Annotated in this window: 23 protein-coding genes and 3 tRNA genes; 14 read left to right on the forward strand and 12 right to left on the reverse strand. The window is 56.4% G+C overall.

The window, feature by feature from the left end; all coding sequences use genetic code 11:
* Positions 1-45: 45 nt before the first annotated feature.
* The 4 genes from ACMWL8_RS23005 to orn all read right to left on the reverse strand — a co-directional run bounded on the left by ACMWL8_RS23005 (position 46) and on the right by orn (position 1087).
* A tRNA-Gly gene (locus ACMWL8_RS23005) sits at positions 46-121 on the reverse strand.
* 36 nt (positions 122-157) lie between these two features.
* A tRNA-Gly gene (locus ACMWL8_RS23010) sits at positions 158-233 on the reverse strand.
* A gap of 36 nt (positions 234-269) precedes the next feature.
* A tRNA-Gly gene (locus ACMWL8_RS23015) sits at positions 270-345 on the reverse strand.
* Between the two features lie 196 nt (positions 346-541).
* A complete protein-coding gene (gene orn / locus ACMWL8_RS23020; protein WP_028015247.1) occupies positions 542-1087 on the reverse strand; it encodes an oligoribonuclease in 546 nt (181 codons plus the stop codon).
* Between the two features lie 107 nt (positions 1088-1194).
* Between orn and rsgA the strand changes: the two genes are divergently transcribed.
* The 3 genes from rsgA to mscM all read left to right on the forward strand — a co-directional run bounded on the left by rsgA (position 1195) and on the right by mscM (position 6656).
* Positions 1195-2247 carry a small ribosomal subunit biogenesis GTPase RsgA gene (gene rsgA, locus ACMWL8_RS23025; protein WP_032644955.1) on the forward strand — a complete coding sequence of 351 codons (1053 nt, stop codon included), beginning with the start codon at positions 1195-1197 and terminating at the stop codon, positions 2245-2247.
* A gap of 97 nt (positions 2248-2344) precedes the next feature.
* The gene (gene asd, locus ACMWL8_RS23030) at positions 2345-3313 is read left to right on the forward strand and encodes an archaetidylserine decarboxylase (protein WP_028015245.1); all 969 of its coding nucleotides are present in this window, start codon (positions 2345-2347) and stop codon (positions 3311-3313) included.
* A 19-nt stretch (positions 3314-3332) separates the two neighbouring features.
* The gene (gene mscM, locus ACMWL8_RS23035; RefSeq protein ID WP_028015244.1) at positions 3333-6656 is read left to right on the forward strand and encodes a miniconductance mechanosensitive channel MscM; all 3324 of its coding nucleotides are present in this window, start codon (positions 3333-3335) and stop codon (positions 6654-6656) included.
* A gap of 37 nt (positions 6657-6693) precedes the next feature.
* Here mscM and yjeM read toward each other — a convergent pair whose 3' ends face one another.
* Together yjeM and epmA are read right to left on the reverse strand one after the other, a co-directional pair.
* Complete coding sequence (yjeM, locus tag ACMWL8_RS23040; protein WP_045261278.1) at positions 6694-8193, reverse strand: glutamate/gamma-aminobutyrate family transporter YjeM; 1500 nt, start codon at positions 8191-8193, stop codon at positions 6694-6696.
* A 198-nt stretch (positions 8194-8391) separates the two neighbouring features.
* Positions 8392-9369: an elongation factor P--(R)-beta-lysine ligase gene (gene epmA / locus ACMWL8_RS23045; protein ID WP_045261279.1), complete on the reverse strand. Its 978-nt coding sequence runs from the start codon at positions 9367-9369 to the stop codon at positions 8392-8394.
* Positions 9370-9679: 310 nt separating this feature from the next.
* Between epmA and frdA the strand changes: the two genes are divergently transcribed.
* From frdA to frdD, 4 genes are read left to right on the forward strand one after another with little or no spacing between them, the layout of a single operon-like run.
* Positions 9680-11470: a fumarate reductase (quinol) flavoprotein subunit gene (gene frdA, locus ACMWL8_RS23050; protein WP_028015241.1), complete on the forward strand. Its 1791-nt coding sequence runs from the start codon at positions 9680-9682 to the stop codon at positions 11468-11470.
* Positions 11463-12197 carry a succinate dehydrogenase/fumarate reductase iron-sulfur subunit gene (locus ACMWL8_RS23055; protein ID WP_045261280.1) on the forward strand — a complete coding sequence of 245 codons (735 nt, stop codon included), beginning with the start codon at positions 11463-11465 and terminating at the stop codon, positions 12195-12197. The genes frdA and ACMWL8_RS23055 overlap by 8 nt, the downstream gene beginning before the upstream one ends.
* A gap of 10 nt (positions 12198-12207) precedes the next feature.
* On the forward strand, positions 12208-12603 hold the full coding sequence (frdC, locus tag ACMWL8_RS23060) for a fumarate reductase subunit FrdC (protein ID WP_028015239.1): 396 nt from the start codon (positions 12208-12210) through the stop codon (positions 12601-12603).
* A gap of 10 nt (positions 12604-12613) precedes the next feature.
* The gene (gene frdD / locus ACMWL8_RS23065; protein ID WP_000609653.1) at positions 12614-12973 is read left to right on the forward strand and encodes a fumarate reductase subunit FrdD; all 360 of its coding nucleotides are present in this window, start codon (positions 12614-12616) and stop codon (positions 12971-12973) included.
* A gap of 29 nt (positions 12974-13002) precedes the next feature.
* Here frdD and ampR read toward each other — a convergent pair whose 3' ends face one another.
* The gene (gene ampR / locus ACMWL8_RS23070; RefSeq protein ID WP_045261281.1) at positions 13003-13878 is read right to left on the reverse strand and encodes a LysR family transcriptional regulator AmpR; all 876 of its coding nucleotides are present in this window, start codon (positions 13876-13878) and stop codon (positions 13003-13005) included.
* 132 nt (positions 13879-14010) lie between these two features.
* Between ampR and ACMWL8_RS23075 the strand changes: the two genes are divergently transcribed.
* A complete protein-coding gene (locus tag ACMWL8_RS23075) occupies positions 14011-15156 on the forward strand; it encodes a cephalosporin-hydrolyzing class C beta-lactamase ACT-49 (protein WP_045261282.1) in 1146 nt (381 codons plus the stop codon).
* A 105-nt stretch (positions 15157-15261) separates the two neighbouring features.
* A complete protein-coding gene (locus ACMWL8_RS23080; RefSeq protein WP_028015236.1) occupies positions 15262-15792 on the forward strand; it encodes a lipocalin family protein in 531 nt (176 codons plus the stop codon).
* Here the strand turns inward: ACMWL8_RS23080 and sugE are convergent.
* Complete coding sequence (gene sugE / locus ACMWL8_RS23085; RefSeq protein ID WP_006178944.1) at positions 15789-16106, reverse strand: quaternary ammonium compound efflux SMR transporter SugE; 318 nt, start codon at positions 16104-16106, stop codon at positions 15789-15791. The genes ACMWL8_RS23080 and sugE overlap by 4 nt on opposite strands.
* A gap of 259 nt (positions 16107-16365) precedes the next feature.
* On the opposite strand from sugE, the gene ACMWL8_RS23090 reads away from it, so the two are divergent.
* Entirely contained in the window at positions 16366-16965 is a 600-nt protein-coding gene (locus ACMWL8_RS23090; RefSeq protein WP_045261283.1) for a helix-turn-helix transcriptional regulator, read from the forward strand.
* Positions 16966-17005: 40 nt separating this feature from the next.
* Here ACMWL8_RS23090 and ecnB read toward each other — a convergent pair whose 3' ends face one another.
* The 3 genes from ecnB to efp all read right to left on the reverse strand — a co-directional run bounded on the left by ecnB (position 17006) and on the right by efp (position 18017).
* Positions 17006-17152, reverse strand: a complete 147-nt coding sequence (gene ecnB, locus ACMWL8_RS23095) for a lipoprotein toxin entericidin B (RefSeq protein ID WP_003855942.1) — start codon at positions 17150-17152, stop codon at positions 17006-17008.
* Positions 17153-17260: 108 nt separating this feature from the next.
* On the reverse strand, positions 17261-17392 hold the full coding sequence (locus ACMWL8_RS23100) for an entericidin A/B family lipoprotein (RefSeq protein ID WP_028015234.1): 132 nt from the start codon (positions 17390-17392) through the stop codon (positions 17261-17263).
* Between the two features lie 58 nt (positions 17393-17450).
* Positions 17451-18017, reverse strand: coding sequence for an elongation factor P (gene efp / locus ACMWL8_RS23105; RefSeq protein WP_003855940.1), 567 nt, complete (start codon positions 18015-18017; stop codon positions 17451-17453).
* A 40-nt stretch (positions 18018-18057) separates the two neighbouring features.
* Here efp and epmB point away from each other — a divergent pair, with 40 nt between their 5' ends.
* Entirely contained in the window at positions 18058-19086 is a 1029-nt protein-coding gene (epmB, locus tag ACMWL8_RS23110; RefSeq protein WP_028015233.1) for an EF-P beta-lysylation protein EpmB, read from the forward strand.
* Positions 19087-19150: 64 nt separating this feature from the next.
* On the opposite strand, the gene ACMWL8_RS23115 is transcribed toward epmB, so the two are convergent.
* On the reverse strand, positions 19151-19504 hold the full coding sequence (locus ACMWL8_RS23115) for a DUF4156 domain-containing protein (protein WP_045261284.1): 354 nt from the start codon (positions 19502-19504) through the stop codon (positions 19151-19153).
* A gap of 234 nt (positions 19505-19738) precedes the next feature.
* Here ACMWL8_RS23115 and ACMWL8_RS23120 point away from each other — a divergent pair, with 234 nt between their 5' ends.
* The 3 genes from ACMWL8_RS23120 to iadA are packed head-to-tail and all read left to right on the forward strand — an operon-like array spanning position 19739 to position 22020.
* Complete coding sequence (locus ACMWL8_RS23120) at positions 19739-20404, forward strand: nucleoside recognition domain-containing protein (RefSeq protein ID WP_045261285.1); 666 nt, start codon at positions 19739-19741, stop codon at positions 20402-20404.
* On the forward strand, positions 20385-20846 hold the full coding sequence (locus ACMWL8_RS23125; RefSeq protein WP_028015231.1) for a YjiG family protein: 462 nt from the start codon (positions 20385-20387) through the stop codon (positions 20844-20846). The genes ACMWL8_RS23120 and ACMWL8_RS23125 overlap by 20 nt, the downstream gene beginning before the upstream one ends.
* A 10-nt stretch (positions 20847-20856) precedes the next feature.
* A complete protein-coding gene (iadA, locus tag ACMWL8_RS23130; protein ID WP_045261286.1) occupies positions 20857-22020 on the forward strand; it encodes a beta-aspartyl-peptidase in 1164 nt (387 codons plus the stop codon).
* Positions 22021-22048: the final 28 nt, after the last annotated feature.

The raw sequence follows: 22048 nt of genomic DNA on the forward strand, positions 1-22048 counted from the left end.
CCAGCGCGTCTTTTCGCTGTGGATATTTTAGAGATGAGAAGAATTTGGAGCGGGAAACGAGACTCGAACTCGCGACCCCGACCTTGGCAAGGTCGTGCTCTACCAACTGAGCTATTCCCGCTTGGGTGGTCCGTGCTTTAGAAGCACTTTCAAATTTTGGAGCGGGAAACGAGACTCGAACTCGCGACCCCGACCTTGGCAAGGTCGTGCTCTACCAACTGAGCTATTCCCGCTTGGGCAGTCTGTGCTGTGGAAGCACCTTCAAATTTTGGAGCGGGAAACGAGACTCGAACTCGCGACCCCGACCTTGGCAAGGTCGTGCTCTACCAACTGAGCTATTCCCGCAAATCTGTACTGCTTTTGTTGCTGTCGTAACGTGTAATTCTCTGTCGTTACGGGAGGCGCATTATACGAGAAATCCTTTTAGCTGCAACCCCCCTTAAAGTGATTTTTTCGAAATTCAGTTCAAGTGCTTATTTAATCGGCAAGCTGAACAATTTAACGACAAAAACCCGGCCACGCAAGGTGCCGGATCTCAAAATCACAGCTTAATAAAGTTTTCGCGGTAGTACGCGAGTTCCGCCACGGACTCGCGGATATCGTCCATCGCCTGGTGCGTACCCTGTTTTTTAAAGCCGTCCAGAATTTCAGGTTTCCAGCGGCGCGCCAGCTCTTTCAGGGTGCTCACGTCCAGATAGCGGTAATGGAAGTAAGACTCCAGCTCCGGCATGTACTTGAAGAGGAAACGGCGATCCTGACCGATGCTGTTCCCGCAGATCGGCGATTTACCCGCTGGTACCCACTGCTTCAGAAATTCGAGCGTCGCCAGTTCCGCCTCGCGATCGCCCAGCGTGCTCGCCTTCACGCGCTCGACAAGACCGCTGCCGGTGTGGGTACGCACGTTCCACTCATCCATCAGCGCAAGCTGGTCGTCGGACTGATGCACCGCAATCGTTGGCCCTTCGGCAAGGATATTCAGGTTGGCATCGGTCACCAGAGTTGCAATCTCAATAATGCGATCGCGCTCGGGATCCAGCCCGGTCATTTCGAGATCGATCCAAATCAGGTTGTTTTCATCCGCGCTCATGTTATTTTCCACCCTTCTCGCATAACCGGCAGTAGCAGGTTAACTAGTATTAATTAGAGTGTATCATAGAGGTTTTGCCCCTTACGGGCGACCAGGAGCCAGTGCGATTGAGTAAAAATAAACTCTCCAAAGGGCAGCAGCGCCGCGTGAATGCCAATCATCAGCGCCGTCTTAAAACCACTTCGGAGAAGGTCGATTACGACGACAACCTGTTTGGCGAACCAACGGAAGGCGTAGTTATCAGCCGTTTCGGTATGCACGCCGACGTGGAATCCGCCGATGGCGAAATCCACCGCTGTAACATTCGCCGGACCATTCGTTCTCTGGTGACCGGCGACCGCGTCGTCTGGCGACCGGGTAAAGAGGCGGCAGAGGGCGTTACGGTAAAAGGTATCGTTGAAGCGGTCCATGAGCGTACGTCCGTGTTAACCCGTCCCGATTTTTACGACGGGGTGAAGCCGATTGCCGCCAACATTAACCAGATTGTCATCGTATCGGCGATTTTGCCCGAACTTTCGCTCAATATTATCGACCGATACCTTGTCGCCTGTGAAACGCTGCAGGTTGAACCGATTATCGTGCTGAACAAAATCGATCTGCTGGATGACGAAGGCATGGCTTTCGTTAATGAGCAGATGGATATCTACCGCAAGATTGGCTACCGCGTTCTGATGGTGTCCAGCTACACCAAAGACGGACTGAAACCGCTGGAAGAGGCGCTTACCGATCGCATCAGCATCTTTGCGGGTCAGTCCGGCGTGGGGAAATCGAGCCTGCTAAACAACCTTCTCGGCCTCCAGCAGGAGATCCTCACTAACGATGTGTCTGATGTCTCGGGCCTCGGCCAGCACACCACCACCGCCTCACGTCTCTATCATTTCCCGCACGGTGGCGATGTGATCGACTCACCGGGCGTGCGTGAATTCGGTTTATGGCATCTTGAGCCGGAACAAATCTTTAATGGATTTGTCGAATTCCATGATTATTTAGGCGCTTGCAAATACCGCGACTGCAAACACGATAACGATCCAGGCTGCGCTATCCGCGAAGCGGTTGAGAAAGGTGAAATCGCGGAGACCCGCTTCGAGAATTACCACCGCATTCTTGAGAGCATGGATCAGGTAAAAACGCGTAAAAACTTTTCTGATTCTGATAACTGACAACTAAGCTAAGCATCGCTAAAATCGTCCCCTTTTTTCAGGTTCCGGCGGCTTACTGCCGGATCAGGAACGACAAAACAATGGCCTGGAGGCTACCTTGTTAAACGCATTTAAACTTTCGCTTCAATACATTCTGCCAAAACTGTGGCTCACTCGCCTGGCGGGCTGGGGCGCAAGCAAACGCGCGGGCTGGCTGACCAAACTGGTCATCGACCTTTTCGTTAAGTATTACAAGGTCGACATGAAAGAAGCGCAGAAGCCGGACACCGCCAGCTACCGCACGTTCAACGAGTTTTTCGTGCGCCCGCTGCGCGACGAAGTGCGCCCGCTGAACACCGACCCTAACGTCCTGGTGATGCCAGCAGACGGCGTGATCAGCCAGTTGGGTAACATCGAAGACGACAAAATTCTGCAGGCGAAGGGCCACAACTACAGCCTGGAAGCGCTGCTGGCGGGCAATTACCTGATGGCGGACCTGTTCCGCAACGGCACCTTTGCCACCACCTATCTGTCACCGCGCGACTACCACCGCGTACACATGCCGTGTAACGGTATCCTGCGTGAGATGATCTACGTGCCGGGCGATCTGTTCTCCGTGAACCACCTGACCGCGCAAAACGTACCGAACCTGTTTGCCCGTAACGAACGTGTCATCTGCCTGTTCGATACTGAATTCGGCCCTATGGCGCAGATTCTGGTTGGCGCGACCATTGTCGGCAGCATCGAAACCGTCTGGGCTGGCACCATTACCCCGCCGCGTGAAGGCGTGATCAAGCGCTGGACGTGGCCTGCCGGTGAAGAAGAAGGCTCTGTCGCCCTGCTGAAAGGCCAGGAAATGGGTCGCTTCAAGCTGGGCTCTACCGTCATCAACCTGTTTGCGCCGGGCAAAGTGAAGCTGGCTGAGCAGCTCGAAAGCCTGTCGGTCACCAAACTGGGTCAGCCGCTGGCGGTCTCTACCGAAACTTTCGTGACGCCGGATGCAGAACCTGCTCCGCTGCCGCAAGAAGAGATCGACGCCGAGCACGACGCCAGCCCGCTGGTTGACGACAAAAAAGACGAAGGCTAACAAAAGAAGGATCGCTGACGTGCGCCCGATTATCGTTCTACTGATGGCCTGGTGCCTCAGCATGGGGGCGTACGCAGCGACAGCCCCCGACGCCAAACAGATAACCCAGGAGCTGGAGCAGGCGAAAGCGGCTAAACCCGCTCAGCCAGAGACCGTTGAGTCACTCCAGTCCGCACTGAACGCGCTTGAAGAGCGGAAAGGCTCGCTTGAGCGCGCTCAGCAGTATCAGCAGGTTATCGACAACTTCCCTAAACTCTCGCAAACGCTGCGCGCGCAGCTCGCTAATCTGCGCGATGAGCCGCGCGAAGTGCCGGAAGGCATGACCACCGACGCCCTGAATCAGGAAATCCTGCAGGTCAGCAGCCAGCTCCTGGAAAAGAGCCGCCAGGCTCAGCAGGAGCAGGAGCGAGCGCGTGAAATTGCCGACTCCCTCAGCCAGCTTCCGCAGCAGCAAACCGACGCCCGCCGCCAGCTTAACGACGTTGAGCGCCGCGTGGGTACGCAAAGCGGCAACACGCCGCAGGCTCAGGCGCAAAATCTGGGTCTGCAGGCGGAATCTGCCCGTCTGAAGGCCCTTGTGGATGAGCTGGAGCTGGCGCAGCTTTCCGCCAACAACCGCCAGGAGCTGGCGCGGATGCGCTCGGAACTCGCTCAGAAGCAGAGCGAGCAGCTGGATGCGTACCTTCAGGCCCTGCGTAATTTGCTTAACAGCCAGCGCCAGCGCGAAGCCGAGCGAGCGCTTGAAAGCACCGAGCTGCTGGCGGAAAACAGCGCCAATCTGCCGGAAGGTATCGTCGATCAGTTTAAGGTCAACCGCGAGCTTTCTGCCGCCCTGAATCAGCAGGCGCAGCGTATGGATCTGGTTGCCTCCCAGCAGCGTCAGGCGACGAATCAAACCCTGCAGGTGCGCCAGGCGCTCAACACCCTGCGCGAGCAGTCCCAGTGGCTCGGGTCATCAAACCTGCTGGGCGAAGCGCTACGCGCCCAGGTCGCGCGCCTGCCGGAAATGCCGAAACCGCAGCAGCTGGATACCGAGATGGCCCAGCTGCGCGTGCAGCGACTGCACTTTGAAGATCTTCTCAATAAGCAGCCGCAAATACGCCAGATCCGTCAGGCTGACGGACAACCTCTGACCAGCGAGCAAAACCGTATTCTGGAAGCCCAGCTGCGCACCCAGCGCGAACTGCTGAACTCCCTCCTGCAGGGCGGGGATACGCTGATTCTGGAACTGACTAAGCTCAAGGTCTCTAACAGCCAGCTGGAAGACGCGCTGAAAGAGGTGAACGAGGCTACGCACCGTTATCTCTTCTGGACATCCGACGTACGTCCAATGACCTTCTCGTGGCCAATTGAGATCGTTCAGGATCTGCGCCGCCTGATTTCGCTCGACACCTTTAGCCAGCTCGGACAGGCCAGCGTGATGATGCTGACCAGTAAAGAGACGATTTTCCCGCTGCTGGGCGCGTTGGTTCTGGTGGGCTTCAGCATTTATTCGCGCAGACATTTCACCCGCTTCCTGGAGCGTTCCAGCGCGCGGGTGGGGAAAGTCACTCAGGATCACTTCTGGCTGACGCTGCGCACCGTGTTCTGGTCGATTCTCGTCGCCTCTCCGCTACCGGTGCTGTGGATGACGCTTGGCTATGGCCTGCGGGAAGCCTGGCCCTATCCGCTCGCGGTCGCCATTGGCGATGGCGTCACCGCCACGGTACCGTTGCTGTGGGTGGTGATGATTTGCGCGACGTTCGCGCGGCCTAACGGCCTGTTCATCGCCCACTTTGGCTGGCCTCGTAACCGCGTGGCGCGCGCCATGCGCTATTACCTGATGAGCATCGGGCTGATTGTGCCGCTGATAATGGCGCTGATCATGTTTGATAATCTCAACGACCGGGAATTCTCAGGCTCGCTGGGGCGCCTCTGCTTTATGCTGATCTGCGGCGCGCTGGCCATCGTCACGCTCAGCCTGAAACGCGCGGGGATACCGCTCTATCTGGATAAATCCGGCAGCGGCGACAACATGTTCAACCGGCTGCTCTGGAACCTGCTGCTGAGCGCTCCTCTGATTGCGATGCTGGCAGCGGCGGTAGGTTACCTGGCAACCTCGCAGGCGCTGCTGGCGCGACTGGAAACGTCGGTGGCGATCTGGTTCCTGCTGCTGGTGGTGTATCACGTGATCCGGCGCGGGATGCTGATCCAGCGCCGCCGTCTGGCCTTTGACCGTGCCAAGCATCGCCGGGCAGAGATCCTCGCTCAGCGTGCCCGTGGCGAGGAAGAGCCAACCCATGTCAACAGCACGGAAGGCACGATGGATGCGGACGAGGTCGAACTGGATCTGGATGCCATCAGTACCCAGTCTCTGCGCCTGGTGCGCTCCCTCCTGATGCTGATTGCCCTTCTGTCGGTGATCTTCCTGTGGTCGGAAATTCACTCCGCGTTTGGCTTCCTGGAGAACATCTCTCTGTGGGACGTGACGTCCACGGTGCAGGGCGTTGAAAGCCTGGAGCCGATCACCTTAGGCGCGGTGCTGATTGCCATTCTGGTGCTGATCATCACCACCCAGCTGGTGCGTAACTTCCCGGCTCTGCTGGAGCTGGCGCTGCTGCAGCATCTGGATTTAACCCCCGGCACGGGATACGCCATTACGACCATTACGAAATACCTGATACTGCTGTTTGGCGGAATGGTCGGGTTCTCAATGATTGGTATTGAGTGGTCTAAACTGCAGTGGCTGGTGGCCGCGCTGACATTTGGCCTTGGCTTTGGCATGCAGGAGATTTTCGCTAACTTTGTATCCGGCCTGATCATCCTGTTTGAAAAGCCGATTCGCATTGGCGATACGGTGACGATCCGCGATCTGACCGGGAGCGTAACGAAGATCAACACCCGCGCCACCACGATCAGCGACTGGGACCGTAAAGAGATCATCGTGCCGAACAAGGCATTTATTACCGAGCAGTTTATCAACTGGTCCCTGTCGGACTCTGTTACGCGCGTGGTGCTGACGGTACCGGCGCCGTCGGATGCCAACAGTGAAGAGGTCACGCAGATCCTCTACACCGCCGCTGAACGCTGTACGCTGGTGCTCGATAACCCTGCGCCGGAAGTATTCCTGGTTGATTTACAGCAGGGGATCCAGATTTTCGAACTGCGTATCTACGCCGCCGAAATGGGACACCGCATGCCGCTGCGCCATGAGATCCACCAGCTGATTCTGGCGGGCTTCCGCGAGCACGGTATTGATATGCCGTTCCCACCGTTCCAGATGCGTCTGGAAAGCATGGACGGACGCAAGATGGGTAAAACGCTCACGTCGGCGGCAAGATCGCGCCCGGCGGGAAGTCTGTAATCGTTCTCCCCTCCCTTTCGGGAGGGGCATTTTACCGCTACGCCACTTCCGTGACGTACGCCATTGAGCGCCGGCGGTAATTCTCATAAATCCCCATCGCCAGCAGCGAGAAGAAGACTGGCCCACCGACCATCCACAGCGCGCTGTTCCAGTCGTTCGCCTCAACCACGGGCTGAATAACGGTAAAGATGTTGGCAAACGCCACGACCAGCACCACCACCGTGGTCGCCAGCAGCGTTGCCGCGCGGGTTTTGAAGATCACAAACGGACGCTCAAGATCCCGCTTCGCCTTAAAGAACGGGAACGCCAGCGTCAGGAACAGGTACGGCAGCGTCATCGACACGTTCGCCATCAGGGTCAGTTTGTTATAGAACGCAGACGCGGTATCACCGCCAAATGACACCAGCAGAATGAACACGCACACCAGCAGACACTGCATCCACATGGCGTTGGCAGGCATGCCTGCGGTATTGAGCTGCGTCATGCGTGCCGGCCACAGCGCCTTTGGCGTACCCTGGATGATTGCTTTCAGCGGCGAGTAGATTAGCGTGAAGAACGCGCCGGTATAGGCAAGGAACATCGACAGGCCGGTAATGCGCGCAAACCAGATCCCCAGGGTGGCCGATGCTTCCGGCGTCAGGTGCATGGCGTTACCCAGCGTCATTCCCAGGCTTTTCATCAGCACGTAGGTGATGTTCCCGAGGTTAGTGGTATTGTTACTCAACACCTGCTGCCAGTTAGTGCTAACGCCCCAGAGGAAAATCGCCAGCGAATAGCCGATGGAGATGACGATGGCGGCAAAAATAATCCCTTTGGCAAAGTTTTTTTCCGGGTTCTCGGTCTTATCGACCAGCCCACCTACCGCTTCAATACCGCCGTAGGCAAAAATGGCAAATACCACGAAGGAGAGCATGGCCAGCCCGGACTGATAGCCCGGATTAGGCGATGAAACGAAGTTCACCTCCTGCGCGAAGTGTCCGCCGTTCAGGCACAGAATGGCGATACTCACCAGCAGCAGCACCAGGTTCAGGCACATCACGGAAATACCGCCAACGGCGGTGATACGGGCAATTTTGTTGATGCCTTTTGACGCCACCAGCGTCACCACCACCATCCAGCACACCGCCAGAATCCCGACCACCTGCGTGGAGCTCAGCCCGGCTAAAGACCAGACCTGCGTTTTATCCGCGCCGAAAAGAAACGTGGAGAACGGCACCCAGACTTTGGCCGCCGTGCTGACCATCCAGACGACGTAGGAGGAGAACCACATAAACGTGCCGATAAACGCGTAGCGCGGGCCGATGCTGTTGTTCATCCATGAATAGATACCGCCCTCTTCTTTCCGGTAAGCCGAGCCCATCTCCGCCATCATCAGCGCAAACGGGATAAAGAAGAACAGAGCGGAAACGATATAAAACGGCGTCGCGCTGTAGCCCATCAGATAGAAAGCCGACGGGCTGTTGGCAAAGCCAAAAACTGACGTAAAAATCATCAGGATGAGCCCGGTGAGGGTCATCTTTTTGAGTGACTGGGACATATAACCATCCGAAGAGGAATTAAACTGCGCGGATGGTAGCAGATGACCAGACTAATATTGTGGCTATACGAGGCAATTTAAGAAAAAGACCCGTGTACAGAGAAAATGGCAGTTTTTAATGTTGCGGAGAAGAAATGGAAAGGAATATTGCCACAGATACTATATGCCGGGTAAGCGACAGCGCCACCCGGCCATGCTTTAGGCGCGATCGACCGTAAAGGCAATCACATCGCCCAGCTGCTCGGCGCCCAGCGCCAGCATCACCAGACGGTCTACGCCCAGCGCCACGCCGGAGCAATCTGGCAGACCCGCCTTTAACGCTTCCAGCAGGTTGGTATCGATCGGCTGCTGCGGCAGACCGCGCGCGGCGCGTTTGCGGTTATCCTGTTCGAAACGTTGCGCCTGCTCGCGCGCGTCGGTCAGTTCGTGGAAGCCGTTCGCCAGCTCAATACCTTTGTAATAGACCTCAAAACGTTCCGCCACGCGGTGGTCTTCGGTGCTGATCTGCGCCAGAGACGCCTGGCTTGCCGGGAAGTGATAGACAAACGTCGGGCGATCTTTGCCAATCTGCGGTTCCACGCCGAAGGTGAACAGCAGCTGCAGCAGCGTGTCGCGATCCTCTTCGGTATCCGCCACGTTGCTCAGATCCAGTTTTGCCGCCACTTCACGCAGCTGGGCTTTGTCCGCCGACAGCGGATCGATTTCCAGATGGCGCTGGAAGGCCTGTTGATAGGAGAGCGTTTCGGCTTCTGAGCAGTCCAGTACCTGCTGCAGCAGATCGTCCACCTCATTCATCAGGCGGTACATATCATAGTGCGGGCGGTACCACTCCAGCATGGTGAATTCCGGGTTGTGGTGACGCCCCATCTCTTCATTACGGAAGCTGCGGCACAGCTGATACACCGGACCACACCCCGCAGCCAGCAGGCGCTTCATGTGGTATTCCGGGCTGGTCATCAGATACAGATTCATGCCCTGGGAGTGGCCTGGGCCAACAAAACGGGTTTCAAACGGGACCAGATGAATATCCGTTACCGTTGCCTGACTCATGCACGGGGTTTCCACCTCCAGGACGCCGCGGTCGGCAAAGAAACGGCGGATCTCCGTCATAATTGCGGCGCGTTTTAACAGATTTGGGATGGATGCGCTCGGCTGCCAGGTGGCCGTTTCGCTCATGAGTTTTTCTCCGATTTCAGACAAGGGCACGAAGTCTACTCGTTAGCAGTGGCAGAGACAAATTTTGCGCAGTAAAAACGCGCATTTCATTTATGTGGATTATTTTGTGATGCAATTCATCAATCACGATGATAAATCACCGCACAGAACAGCAAAAAAATCGAACACGTCAAATTTCCCTCACAACTACGCGGTTATACTGTTATACCCATAAAGGAGCAGTGGAATCGCTTCCGCAATCGCCTGTTCGGGCAGGTGAACTTCCTTTAGTTCATCGCATTGCGGGAAAACAAAAATCTGGAGGAATGTCGTGCAAACTTTTCAAGCCGATCTTGCCGTAATAGGCGCTGGCGGGGCTGGATTACGCGCTGCAATTGCTGCGGCACAAGCCAACCCGAACGCTAAAATCGCATTGATTTCAAAAGTCTATCCGATGCGTAGCCACACGGTGGCAGCAGAAGGAGGATCCGCCGCCGTCGCGCAGGATCATGACAGCTTCGAATACCATTTCCACGACACGGTTGCAGGGGGCGACTGGCTTTGCGAACAGGATGTCGTTGACTACTTCGTGCACCATTGCCCAACGGAGATGACCCAACTGGAACAATGGGGATGCCCGTGGAGCCGCCGTCCGGACGGCAGCGTCAACGTCCGCCGCTTCGGTGGCATGAAGATCGAACGCACCTGGTTCGCCGCCGATAAGACCGGCTTCCACATGCTGCACACCCTCTTCCAGACCTCCCTTCAGTTCCCACAAATTCAGCGCTTCGATGAACATTTTGTCCTCGACATTCTGGTCGACGACGGTCATGCACGTGGCCTGGTGGCGATGAATATGATGGAAGGCACGCTCGTCCAGATCCGCGCCAATGCGGTGGTGATGGCAACGGGCGGTGCGGGTCGCGTCTATCGCTACAACACCAACGGCGGCATCGTCACCGGCGACGGGATGGGCATGGCGCTGAGCCACGGCGTGCCGCTGCGCGATATGGAGTTTGTGCAGTATCACCCAACCGGCCTGCCGGGCTCCGGCATTTTGATGACGGAAGGCTGCCGCGGTGAAGGCGGTATTCTGGTCAACAAAAACGGCTACCGTTATCTGCAGGATTACGGCATGGGCCCGGAAACCCCGCTCGGCGAGCCGAAGAACAAATACATGGAGCTCGGCCCGCGCGACAAAGTTTCTCAGGCCTTCTGGCACGAGTGGCGCAAGGGCAACACCATCTCAACGCCGCGCGGCGACGTGGTCTATCTCGACCTGCGTCACCTGGGCGAGAAGAAACTGCTGGAGCGTCTGCCGTTTATCTGCGAACTGGCAAAAGCCTACGTGGGCGTCGACCCGGTGAAAGAGCCGATACCGGTACGCCCAACCGCGCACTACACCATGGGCGGGATTGAAACCGACCAGCAGTGTGAAACCCGCATTAAAGGGCTGTTCGCCGTGGGCGAGTGTTCCTCCGTCGGCCTGCACGGCGCCAACCGTCTGGGCTCTAACTCGCTGGCAGAGCTGGTCGTCTTTGGCCGCATGGCGGGCGAGCGCGCCATGGAGCGTGCGGCGACCGCAGGCGAAGCAAACGGTGCGGCGCTGGATGCGCAGGTCACAGACGTTGAAAAACGCCTGAAGGATCTGGTGAATCAGGAAGGCAACGAGAACTGGTCGAAGATCCGCGACGAGATGGGCCTGTCGATGGAAGAAGGCTGCGGTATCTACCGTACGCCGGAACTGATGCAGAAAACCGTCGACAAGCTGGCGGAACTGCAGGAGCGCTTCAAGCGCGTGCGCATCACTGATACCTCCAGCGTCTTCAACACCGACCTGCTCTATACCATTGAGCTTGGCCACGGCCTGAACGTCGCGGAATGTATGGCGCACTCTGCGCTGGCGCGTAAAGAGTCTCGCGGCGCCCACCAGCGTCTGGACGAAGGCTGCACCGAACGTGACGACGTCAATTTCCTGAAACACACTCTCGCCTGGCGCGATGCGGATGGCACCACGCGTCTGGACTACAGCGACGTGAAAATCACCACGCTGCCACCGGCTAAACGCGTGTATGGCGCAGAAGCAGAAGCCGCCGAGAAGAAGGAGAAGGCGAATGGCTGAGATGCAAAAATTGAAAGTTGAAGTGGTGCGCTACAACCCGGAAGTGGATACCGCCCCCCACAGCGCTTTCTACGAAGTGCCTTATGACGAGCAAACCTCCCTGCTGGATGCGCTCGGCTATATCAAAGACAACCTGGCGCCGGACCTGAGCTACCGCTGGTCCTGCCGCATGGCGATCTGCGGCTCCTGCGGCATGATGGTCAACAAGGTGCCGAAGCTGGCGTGTAAAACCTTCCTGCGTGATTACACCAGGGGCATTAAGGTTGAAGCGCTGGGCAACTTCCCGATTGAGCGCGATCTGGTGGTCGATATGACCCACTTTATCGAAAGCCTGGAAGCGATTAAGCCGTACATCATCGGCAACCCGCGCACGCCGGACCAGGGTCCGAACACCCAGACGCCGGCTCAGATGGCGAAATACCATCAGTTCTCCGGCTGCATCAACTGCGGCCTGTGCTACGCCGCCTGTCCTCAGTTTGGCCTGAACCCGGAGTTCATCGGCCCGGCCGCCATTACCCTGGCGCACCGCTATAACGAAGACAGCCGCGACCACGGCAAAAAAGAACGTATGGCGCAGCTAAACGGCCAGAACGGCGTCTGGACCTGTACGTTTGTGGGCTACTGCTCCGAAGTCTGTCCGAAGCACGTCGACCCGGCCGCCGCAATTCAGCAGGGTAAAGTGGAAAGCTCGAAAGACTTTCTTATCGCTACCCTGAAACCACGCTAAGGAGTGCATGATGACGACTAAACGCAAAGCCTACGTGCGGCCTGTGCCATCCACCTGGTGGAAAAACCTGCCGTTTTATCGCTTCTATATGCTGCGTGAAGGCACGGCGGTACCGGCGGTCTGGTTCAGCCTTGAGTTAATGTATGGCGTTTTTGCCCTTAAACACGGGCCGGAAACCTGGGCGAACTTTGTCGGTTTCCTGCAAAACCCAATCATCGTGGTTCTGAACCTGATCGCGCTCGCGGCGGCGCTACTTCATACCAAAACCTGGTTTGAACTGGCGCCAAAAGCGGCAAACATCATCATTAAAGACGAAAAAATGGGGCCGGAGCCAGTCATTAAAGGGCTATGGGCAGTGACGATCCTGGTCACGGTTGTCATTCTGTTTGTCGCACTGTTCTGGTAAGGAGACTACTGTGATCAATCCAAATCCAAAACGTTCAGACGAGCCGGTCTTCTGGGGCCTGTTTGGCGCAGGCGGCATGTGGAGTGCCATCATCGCCCCGGTGATCATCCTGCTGGTCGGCATTATGCTGCCGCTGGGGCTGTTCCCGGGCGATGCGCTGAGCTACGAGCGTGTGCTGGCGTTTGCGAGCAGCTTTATTGGCCGCGTGTTCATCTTCCTGATGATCGTCCTGCCGCTGTGGTGCGGCCTGCACCGCATTCACCATGCGATGCATGACCTGAAAATCCATGTGCCGAGCGGTAAATGGGTGTTCTACGGGCTGGCAACCATCCTGACCGTGGTGACGCTGATTGCCGTGGTCACTATCTGACGCTTCTGGCCCGCCATCCGGCGGGCCTTTTATTTCTGCATCTTTCCCACCAGCCACTGGGCAAATTCACGCATTGCGGACGTTTCAGCCCGCGACTGCAGTCTCGTTAACCAGTAACTGCCCAGATCAATTTGCGTTGTAAACGGCTGCACGATGCGCTCGCTGTTCAGCAAATGGGTAAACATATCGACAGGCGCAATGGCAATGCCCATACCTGCCTGTGCGGCTTCCAGCATGGTGACAGACGAATCAAACACCATCACCCGGTGCGTTGGCGACGGAGGATGCTCGCCTGCCGCCTGCATCCACGCCGACCATTCGTCGCGTCGGTAAGAGCGCAGCAGGGTAAACTTCAGGATGTCGGCCGGAGACTGGAGCACGGCGGCGATTTCGGGCGAGCAAAGCGGCGCCAGCGGCGCAGGGCACAGGAACTGCGCCTCGGTGCCGTGCCACGCTCCACCACCGTAGCGGATCGTATAATCAAGCCCTTCAGCAGCCGGATCGACGCGGTTGTTATGGGTGGAAAGGTGAAGATCGATATGCGGATAACAGCGGCGAAAGTCCGCGAGATGAGAGAACAGGATACCCGTGGCGAAAGTCCCTACTACGCCAATTTTTAGCTTCTCCTGAGCGCGCTGGCTGGCAAAGCGATCCAGCATTCCGGCGATACGATCGAATGAATCATTCAGCACCGGCAGCAGATTTTCCCCCTCCGTGGTCAGCATCAGGCCGCGCGAGACGCGGACAAACAGCTGGCAATTCAGATGCTGCTCCAGCGCCTTAACGTGCTGGCTGATGGCGGAATGGGTAACGTTCAGCTCTATCGCTGCATGCGTAAAACTGAGGTGCCGGGCGGCCGCTTCGAAGGCGCGAAGCGAATTAAGCGGAAGATAGCTGCGGGTCATTGTTCCATCCGTTAGAAAAATTAACAGCTCATGCTAAATTTAACCGTTTGTCAGCCATAGTCAAATCCAACAGACTACAGCGGTCTGCCGGGCCCGGACACTCCCTTGACCTGCTATTATGGAAGATAATTGATGATGAAAAAATTCCTTTGCTGCGCCCTGCTGCTCAGCACATCCTGCTCTGTACTCGCCGCGCCGATGTCGGAAAAACAGCTGGCTGACGTGGTAGAACGCAACGTTACGCCCCTGATGAAAGCGCAGGGTATTCCAGGCATGGCGGTGGCCGTGATTTATCAGGGCCAGCCACACTACTTTACCTTTGGAAAGGCCGATATCGCGGCGAACAAATCCGTCACCCCGCAAACCCTGTTCGAGCTGGGCTCTATAAGTAAAACCTTCACCGGCGTGCTGGGGGGCGATGCTATTGCCCGCGGCGAAATTTCGCTGGGCGATCCGGTAACCAAATATTGGCCTGATCTGACCGGCAAGCAGTGGCAAGGGATTCGCATGCTGGATCTGGCAACCTACACCGCCGGTGGCCTGCCTTTACAGGTGCCCGATGAGGTCACAGATAACGCATCCCTGCTGCGCTTCTATCAAAACTGGCAGCCTCAGTGGAAGCCGGGCACAACGCGTCTTTACGCCAACTCCAGCATCGGTCTTTTTGGCGCGCTGGCGGTCAAACCTTCCGGCATGAACTATGAGCAGGCCATGACGACGCGGGTCTTTAAGCCGCTCAAGCTGGATCATACCTGGATTAACGTTCCGAAAGCGGAGGAGACGCATTACGCCTGGGGATATCGTGACGGTAAAGCGGTCCACGTTTCACCGGGCATGCTGGACGCAGAGGCATATGGCGTGAAAACCAACGTGCAGGATATGGCGAGCTGGGTGATGGCCAATATGGCCCCTGACGCGCTGCAGGATACGTCCCTGAAGCAAGGCATTACGCTGGCGCAGTCTCGCTACTGGCGCGTGGGTGCCATGTATCAGGGGTTAGGTTGGGAGATGCTTAACTGGCCGGTCGATGCCAAAACCGTCGTCGGAGGCAGTGATAACAAGGTGGCGCTGGCACCGTTGCCTGCGAGAGAAGTGAGTCCACCCGTTCCCCCGGTTAAGGCCTCATGGGTGCACAAAACGGGCTCCACCGGCGGGTTTGGCAGCTACGTGGCCTTTATTCCTGAAAAGCAGCTCGGCATTGTGATGCTGGCGAATAAAAGCTATCCGAACCCGGCGCGAGTTGAGGCGGCATACCGTATCCTCGACGCGCTGCAGTAAAACATTGCCGGGTAGCGCTGCGCTTACCCGGCGAAACACACCGCACAAAAACCACATTTTCCTTGCCGTCATCTACACTTAACAAAAAACAGTAAGGAAACTCCTATGCGCATTTTGCCTGTTATCGCCGCGGTGACAGCCGCGTTTTTAGTGGTGGCCTGCAGTTCCCCTACCCCACCTCCTGGCGTTACCGTCGTCACGCCTTTTGATGCACAACGCTTCCTTGGAACATGGTATGAAATCGCGCGCCTCGACCATCGGTTTGAGCAGGGCTTAGAGAAGGTTACTGCTAATTACAGCCCAATGGATGATGGCGGTATTCAGGTGATCAATCGGGGCTATAATCCCGATCGTGAGATGTGGCAGCAGTCGGTCGGGAAAGCCTACTTCACTGGCGACCCGCGACGGGCCGCGCTCAAAGTCTCTTTCTTCGGCCCGTTTTATGGCGGCTATAACGTGATAGCACTCGACAGAGAGTACCGTCACGCGCTGGTCTGCGGGCCGGATCGCGACTATCTGTGGATACTTTCCCGCACGCCAACTATTTCGTCAGAAATGAAACAGCAGATGCTGGACGTCGCGACCCGACAGGGGTTTGATGTGTCGAAACTCATCTGGGTAAAACAGCCCCGTTAATGGGTACTGAGCTTCAGCCCAATGATACCGGCAACAATCAGAGCGAGGCTGGCAATGCGCGCCAGGCTCGCTGACTCACCCAGCAGCAGAATGCCGGTAATCGCCGCGCCTACGGCACCGATCCCCGTCCAGACGGCATAGGCCGTTCCCACGGGCAGAGAACGCATTGCCCACGATAGCAGAACAATGCTCACGATCATCGCCGTAACGGTAATAACGCTGGGCGTCAGGCGGGTAAATCCGTGGGTGTACTTGAGACCAATCGCCCATACCACTTCGAGCAGACCAGCAATAAAGAGAATAATCCAGGACATCTCGGGCTCCTTAACTTAAAAACAGTTGGGGCCGTCCCCGATGAAGGAAGCGCTTACGGGTCGTCCCGCAAGGCAGATAACACCCCATATTTTGGTTAGCGTGTGATTTTTTTTCAATCATTTTCTGATGAACGCGTTAAGCCCAGAAATAGCCGCAGTATGGCACGGAGTTCAGGCATTTATAGCTCATCGGACTTCTCTATGATGATGTGCTTTCTGATGGCAGGAAGCCAAACCACTAGCCGACTGCGAATAAAATATGTTCAAGATTCTTTTGATTGACCGTTGTCACTTCACCCGCACCGGGTTTGAAGCATGGCTCAATCATTCCGGTTTGTTCCCGGGGCACTACGTTGTGACCGGGCTGAACAATCTATTCCTCGCCAGGGAGCATATTCTGCAATGGAAACCTGAGCTGGTCATCGCTGACCTGTATGGTTTCAGGCAGGATATTCACCATTTCCAGCAACTCTCTTCTTTGCTGAATGCCAGCGAAAAATTACCTTTTATTATGCTGCAATCGGGAGAGGACAAGGGCCTGGCGACCTGGCTCGGGAACTTCCCGGTCTGGTCTTCGCTAATAAAAAATGCCCCTCTTGAGGAAATCGCGACGGTTATCAATGACGCGTTAATTTCGCGCGCAAGCACGTACCGCCCGACGGTGGCCGCCCCCTTGCTGACACGACAGGAGGAGAAAGTGTTGACGTTATGGATGGACGGCGCGAGCAACCAAAAGATAGCCGCTCACCTGAGCATTAACGGAAAAACGGTTTATACCTATAAACGCAATATCCGCATGAAGCTGCATATGGATACACGCTTTTCACCGTTTTTATCCCTGCAGGAAGCAGAGAATTGACGGTACGGTGAAACTCACGTGCCGTACCGTCCATGCTTCATTAGTTCTGAGCTTTAGTTGCTGCACCAGAAATCGCGTTACCACCGTCGGAGATATCTTCCCCTACGCCGCGGGTGGTATTACATGCAGTCAACACGGAGGAAAGCACGAGGACAGAAAAGATCGCTGCAATTGTTTTCTTAACCATAATATCTTCCTTTTATAGCCAAAGTTGTTTTGTGTATAGCAACTTAAGAATAGACAAGATCCCGCCGATTGACGGAAAAGGAAGCAATTTTAGGAAAATTAGACGGACTTAGCTGGCTGCGTGAGAAATGATATGACCGAGATCCTGGATATCTTCCCCCATGCCACGGGCGGTGTTACAGCCGGAAAGCAGTACGCTGGAGAGCGCTAACAGAAGCAGAATTTTAACGGTACGTTTCATCATCCCTGCCTGCAAAAATCAGGCGCAGCGGACGCTGCGCCTCGAATCATTACGTAAATTACTTCACGCGGGATACGTATTCGCCGGAGCGAGTATCCACTTTGATCACTTCACCGATCTGTACGAACAGCGGTACTTTCACCACAGCGCCGGTGGAGAGCGTTGCTGGCTTGCCGCCAGTACCCGCGGTGTCACCTTTCAGACCTGGATCGGTTTCAACGATTTCCAGCTCAACAAAGTTTGGTGGGGTAACGGCGATAGGCTGGCCGTTCCACAGGGTCACGATGCACTCAGCCTGATCCAGCAGCCACTTCGCGTTATCGCCAATGGCTTTCGCGTCAGCAGACAGCTGCTCGAAGGTTTCGTTGTTCATGAAGTGCCAGAACTCACCGTCGTTGTACAGGTAAGTCAGGTTCATATCGACAACATCAGCGCCTTCAGCGGAGTCAGTAGATTTGAAGGTTTTCTCAACACGGGTGCCGGTCAGCAGGCGGCGCAGCTTAACGCGTGCGAATGCCTGACCTTTACCTGGTTTAACGAATTCGCTGGCTTCAACCGCGTACGGTTCGCCGTCCATCATGATTTTAAGACCAGCACGAAAATCGTTGCTATAGTACGTTGCCATAAGGCCCTCTAAATTTGTTAACTGGTAGCTAAGCCACAAAATGGCGCATATTGTAACCCTAAACACCCCATCCAGAGAAGATTGGTTATCGCAACTTGCCGATGTAATCACCAGTCCTGATGAATTGCTGCGTCTTTTAGACCTCGATCAGCATCCGGAGTTGCTTGCTGGCCGTGAGGCAAAGCGACTTTTTGCCCTGCGTGTTCCCCGCGCGTTTGTTGCGCGCATGGAAAAAGGCAACCCTGACGATCCTTTATTAAAACAAACCCTTACGTCGCAGGATGAGTTTATTACAGCGCCGGGCTACAGCACCGATCCGCTGGAAGAGCAAAACAGCGTGGTGCCGGGTTTACTGCACAAATATCTCAATCGCGCCCTGCTGCTGGTAAAAGGCGGCTGTGCGGTAAATTGTCGTTACTGCTTCCGTCGGCACTTCCCGTATGCCGAAAACCAGGGAAATAAGCGCAACTGGCAGGTTGCGCTGGACTATATCGCCGCCCATCCAGAGCTGGATGAGATTATTTTTTCCGGCGGTGACCCGCTGATGGCAAAAGATCATGAACTGGACTGGCTTTTGACGCAGCTTGAAGCCATCCCGCACATCAAACGTCTGCGCATTCACAGCCGTTTACCGATCGTCATCCCGGCGCGTATTACCGACGCCCTGGTCACGCGCCTGGAGCAGTCACGTCTACAGGTGCTGCTGGTAAACCATATCAACCACGCGAATGAAATCGACGATGAATTTCGCGCGGCGATGGCGCGTCTGCGTAAGGCGGGCGTGACGCTGCTCAACCAGAGCGTATTGTTGCGCGGCGTGAACGACAGTGCCCGGGTGCTGGCCGATCTCAGCAATGCCTTGTTTGACGCAGGCGTGATGCCCTATTACCTGCATGTGCTGGATCGCGTGCAGGGCGCGGCGCATTTCATGGTGACGGATGAGGAAGCCCGACAAATTATGCGCGAGCTGTTAACGCTGGTTTCAGGTTATATGGTGCCGAAGCTGGCACGCGAGATTGGCGGAGAGCCGAGTAAGACGCCGCTGGATTTGCAACTGCGGCAGCGCTAAAAGGCAGGTGGCGCTACGCTTACCTGCCCTACGAGGTGAGGCGCAGCGCCATCAGCAAGTAAACTCAGTTCGGGCACTTATAGACCTGGCCGCTCATCAGGCTGGCCGTTGGCACGAAGCTGGAGAGCATTCCTTGCGTCGGGCTGCTCACGCCGTAAATCACGTTCCCCCCCATTGCAGCAGCCTGGTTACGCAAGGCATTCGCCGCACCGCGCATAGAGCCGCCTTCTTCACCGTGCTGACCCGACATCCAGTTACTTTGTTCACCGGTGGCCGTGCCTAACAGCTGGCATTCGCTGCCTGGCTTATCTTCCACAAAGCGAACGCCCTGGCCCGCTGCCGACAGTTCATTGCTGGAGCTACAACCCGCCAGCAGCAACGCTGCTCCTACGATCCCTGCACAGACTTTTACGCGCATGTTATTCCTCGTTTTCAATAAGCTGGACAGTAATTGTCCGTGTGTAAATCTTATACCTAAAAGATGACTAAAAGAAAAATCCCCGCGCATTTCTGCGAGCCGGATTCCGTACATCACTCCTCCGACATCTTAAATGAATTCTGATAATGCCCTTTGGGATATCGTGTTTTAGCCCTCGATCGTTTTTAGTGTTGCGACGTACAACTTTTGTACGCGATTAAAACAGGGGGTTTCATGAGTGCATCATCCTCAGGAGAGGAAAAGGTAACATGGGTGGGCTATCTGGCGTTTGTGCTCACCATCGTATTTTTCTCAGGCTTTTTCGCCAAAAGTACCGAATGGTGGCGCGTGCTGGATTTTACCGTCCTAAACGGCAGCTTCGGTCCGGTGAACGGCGCGCTCACGTTTCGCGGTGAGGGCGGCACGGGGGCGAAAGACGGTTTCTTGTTTGCCCTTGAACTGGCGCCTTCGGTCATTTTATCGCTCGGGATCATTGCCGTCACCGAGGGGCTGGGCGGGCTGCGTGCCGCGCAACAGCTGATGACGCCCATTTTGCGCCCGCTGCTTGGCGTACCGGGCGTCTGCTCTCTGGCCCTCATCGCCAACCTGCAAAATACCGATGCCGCAGCAGGGATGACCAAAGAGTTGACCGACGAAGGGGCTATTACCGATCGCGAGCGCGCCATTTTCGCCACCTTCCAGACCAGCGGTAGCGCCATCATTACCAACTATTTTTCTTCCGGCGCCGCACTCTTCACGTTTATTACCGTCCCGGTAATCACGCCGCTGGCCGTCATACTGATGTTTAAATTTGTTGGCGCGAACCTCCTGCGTCTGTGGATCGCTCACATGGAAGATCGTCGTATTCAGGAGGAAAAAAATGATCGCCCAGCCGCGTAAAAATATCATGGACATGTTTATCGATGGCGCCCGCCGAGGCTTTACCATCGCCACTACCAGCCTGCTGCCGAACGTGGTTATGGCGTTTGTCATCATTCAGGCGCTCAAGGTGACCGGCCTGCTGGATATTGTTGGCAATATTTGCGAGCCAATTATGGCCCTGTGGGGGCTTCCGGGCGCGGCGGCAACGGTCCTGCTGGCCTCGGTGATGAGTATGGGCGGCGGCGTGGGGGTTTGCGCCAGCCTGGTGGCTGCCGGCACGCTCAACGGCCACGATGCCACCGTTCTGCTGCCCGCCATCTATCTGATGGGCAATCCGGTGCAAAACACCGGCCGCTGCCTGGGCACCGCAGGCGTTAACCCGAAGTATTATCCACACATCATTACCGTCTGCGTCATTAACGCCCTGCTCTCAATGTGGGTAATGCAGCTACTCTTCTGAGGAGATAAAAATGGATTTTTCAGTGCTGGAACCCCATCTTTTCCGCAATGTGCACCTTTACGCGCCGGAGGATCGGGGACGTTGCGATCTGCTAATCGCCGGGGGAAAAATCGTCGCTATTGAAAAAACGGATCGCGCAGCAATGCGGCTTAACTGTCCTGAAACCGATCTCGCCGGGGCGGTGGTTTGTCCAGGCTTTATCGATCAGCACGTACACCTGATCGGCGGCGGCGGTGAAGCCGGTCCGCACACCCGGACGCCGGAGGTACGGTTGTCCGCGCTGGTGGCGGCGGGCATCACCTCCGTTGTTGGCCTGCTGGGTACCGACGGCGTGACCCGCCATCCCGAATCGCTGCTGGCAAAAACGCGGGCGCTTGAGCATGAAGGGATCAGCGCGTGGATGCTGACAGGCGCATACGGGCTGCCTTCTCCGACGATTACCGGCAGCATCGAAAAGGATGTGGCGCTGATTGATAAAATCATCGGCGTGAAATGCGCGATTTCCGACCATCGCTCTTCCGCACCAGCGGATGACCAGCTCGCGAATATGGCCGCCCAGTCGCGCGTCGGCGGGCTGCTGGGCGCCAAAGCGGGCATATCCGTGTTTCACCTCGGCAACAGCCCGAAGCTGCTGGAGCCGCTGCTTAACATCCTGAAAAATGCCGACGTGCCCCGCACGAAGCTGCTGCCAACCCACGTTAACCGCGACCAGGCGCTGTTCCTCGCCGCGCTGGATTATGCCCGCGACGGGGGCTATATCGACATCACCACCAGCATCAGTGAGCCCATTGATGCTGCCACCGCCATCGCGACGGCCCGTGAAGCGCAGGTGCCGTTTAACCGGCTTACGCTCAGCTCGGATGGTAACGGCAGCCAACCGAATTTTGACGCGAACGGTAATCTGGTGGGCATTGGCGTAGCCGGGTTCGAATCTCTGCCTCAGACGCTGCAGCAACTGGTCAGCCGGTATCACCTGCCGCTGGAGGAGGCGCTTCTGCCGTTTACGCGTAACGTAGCGGAGTTTCTCGGGCTGGAGCATAAGGGGCGGCTCGCGCCCGGATGCGATGCCGATTTCCTGGTGCTGACGGATGACCTGAAGATCCGCGAGGTCTGGGCGAAAGGCCGCCAGATGGTGCGCGAAGGCGCAGCATGCGTGAAGGGAACATTTGAGTAGCGGCAATAAAAAACCCCGGACATTTCTG

This window comes from Enterobacter sp. 04-C-12-SI-ECC, from assembly GCF_047530715.1.
Classification (GTDB): Bacteria; Pseudomonadota; Gammaproteobacteria; order Enterobacterales; family Enterobacteriaceae; genus Enterobacter; species Enterobacter bugandensis.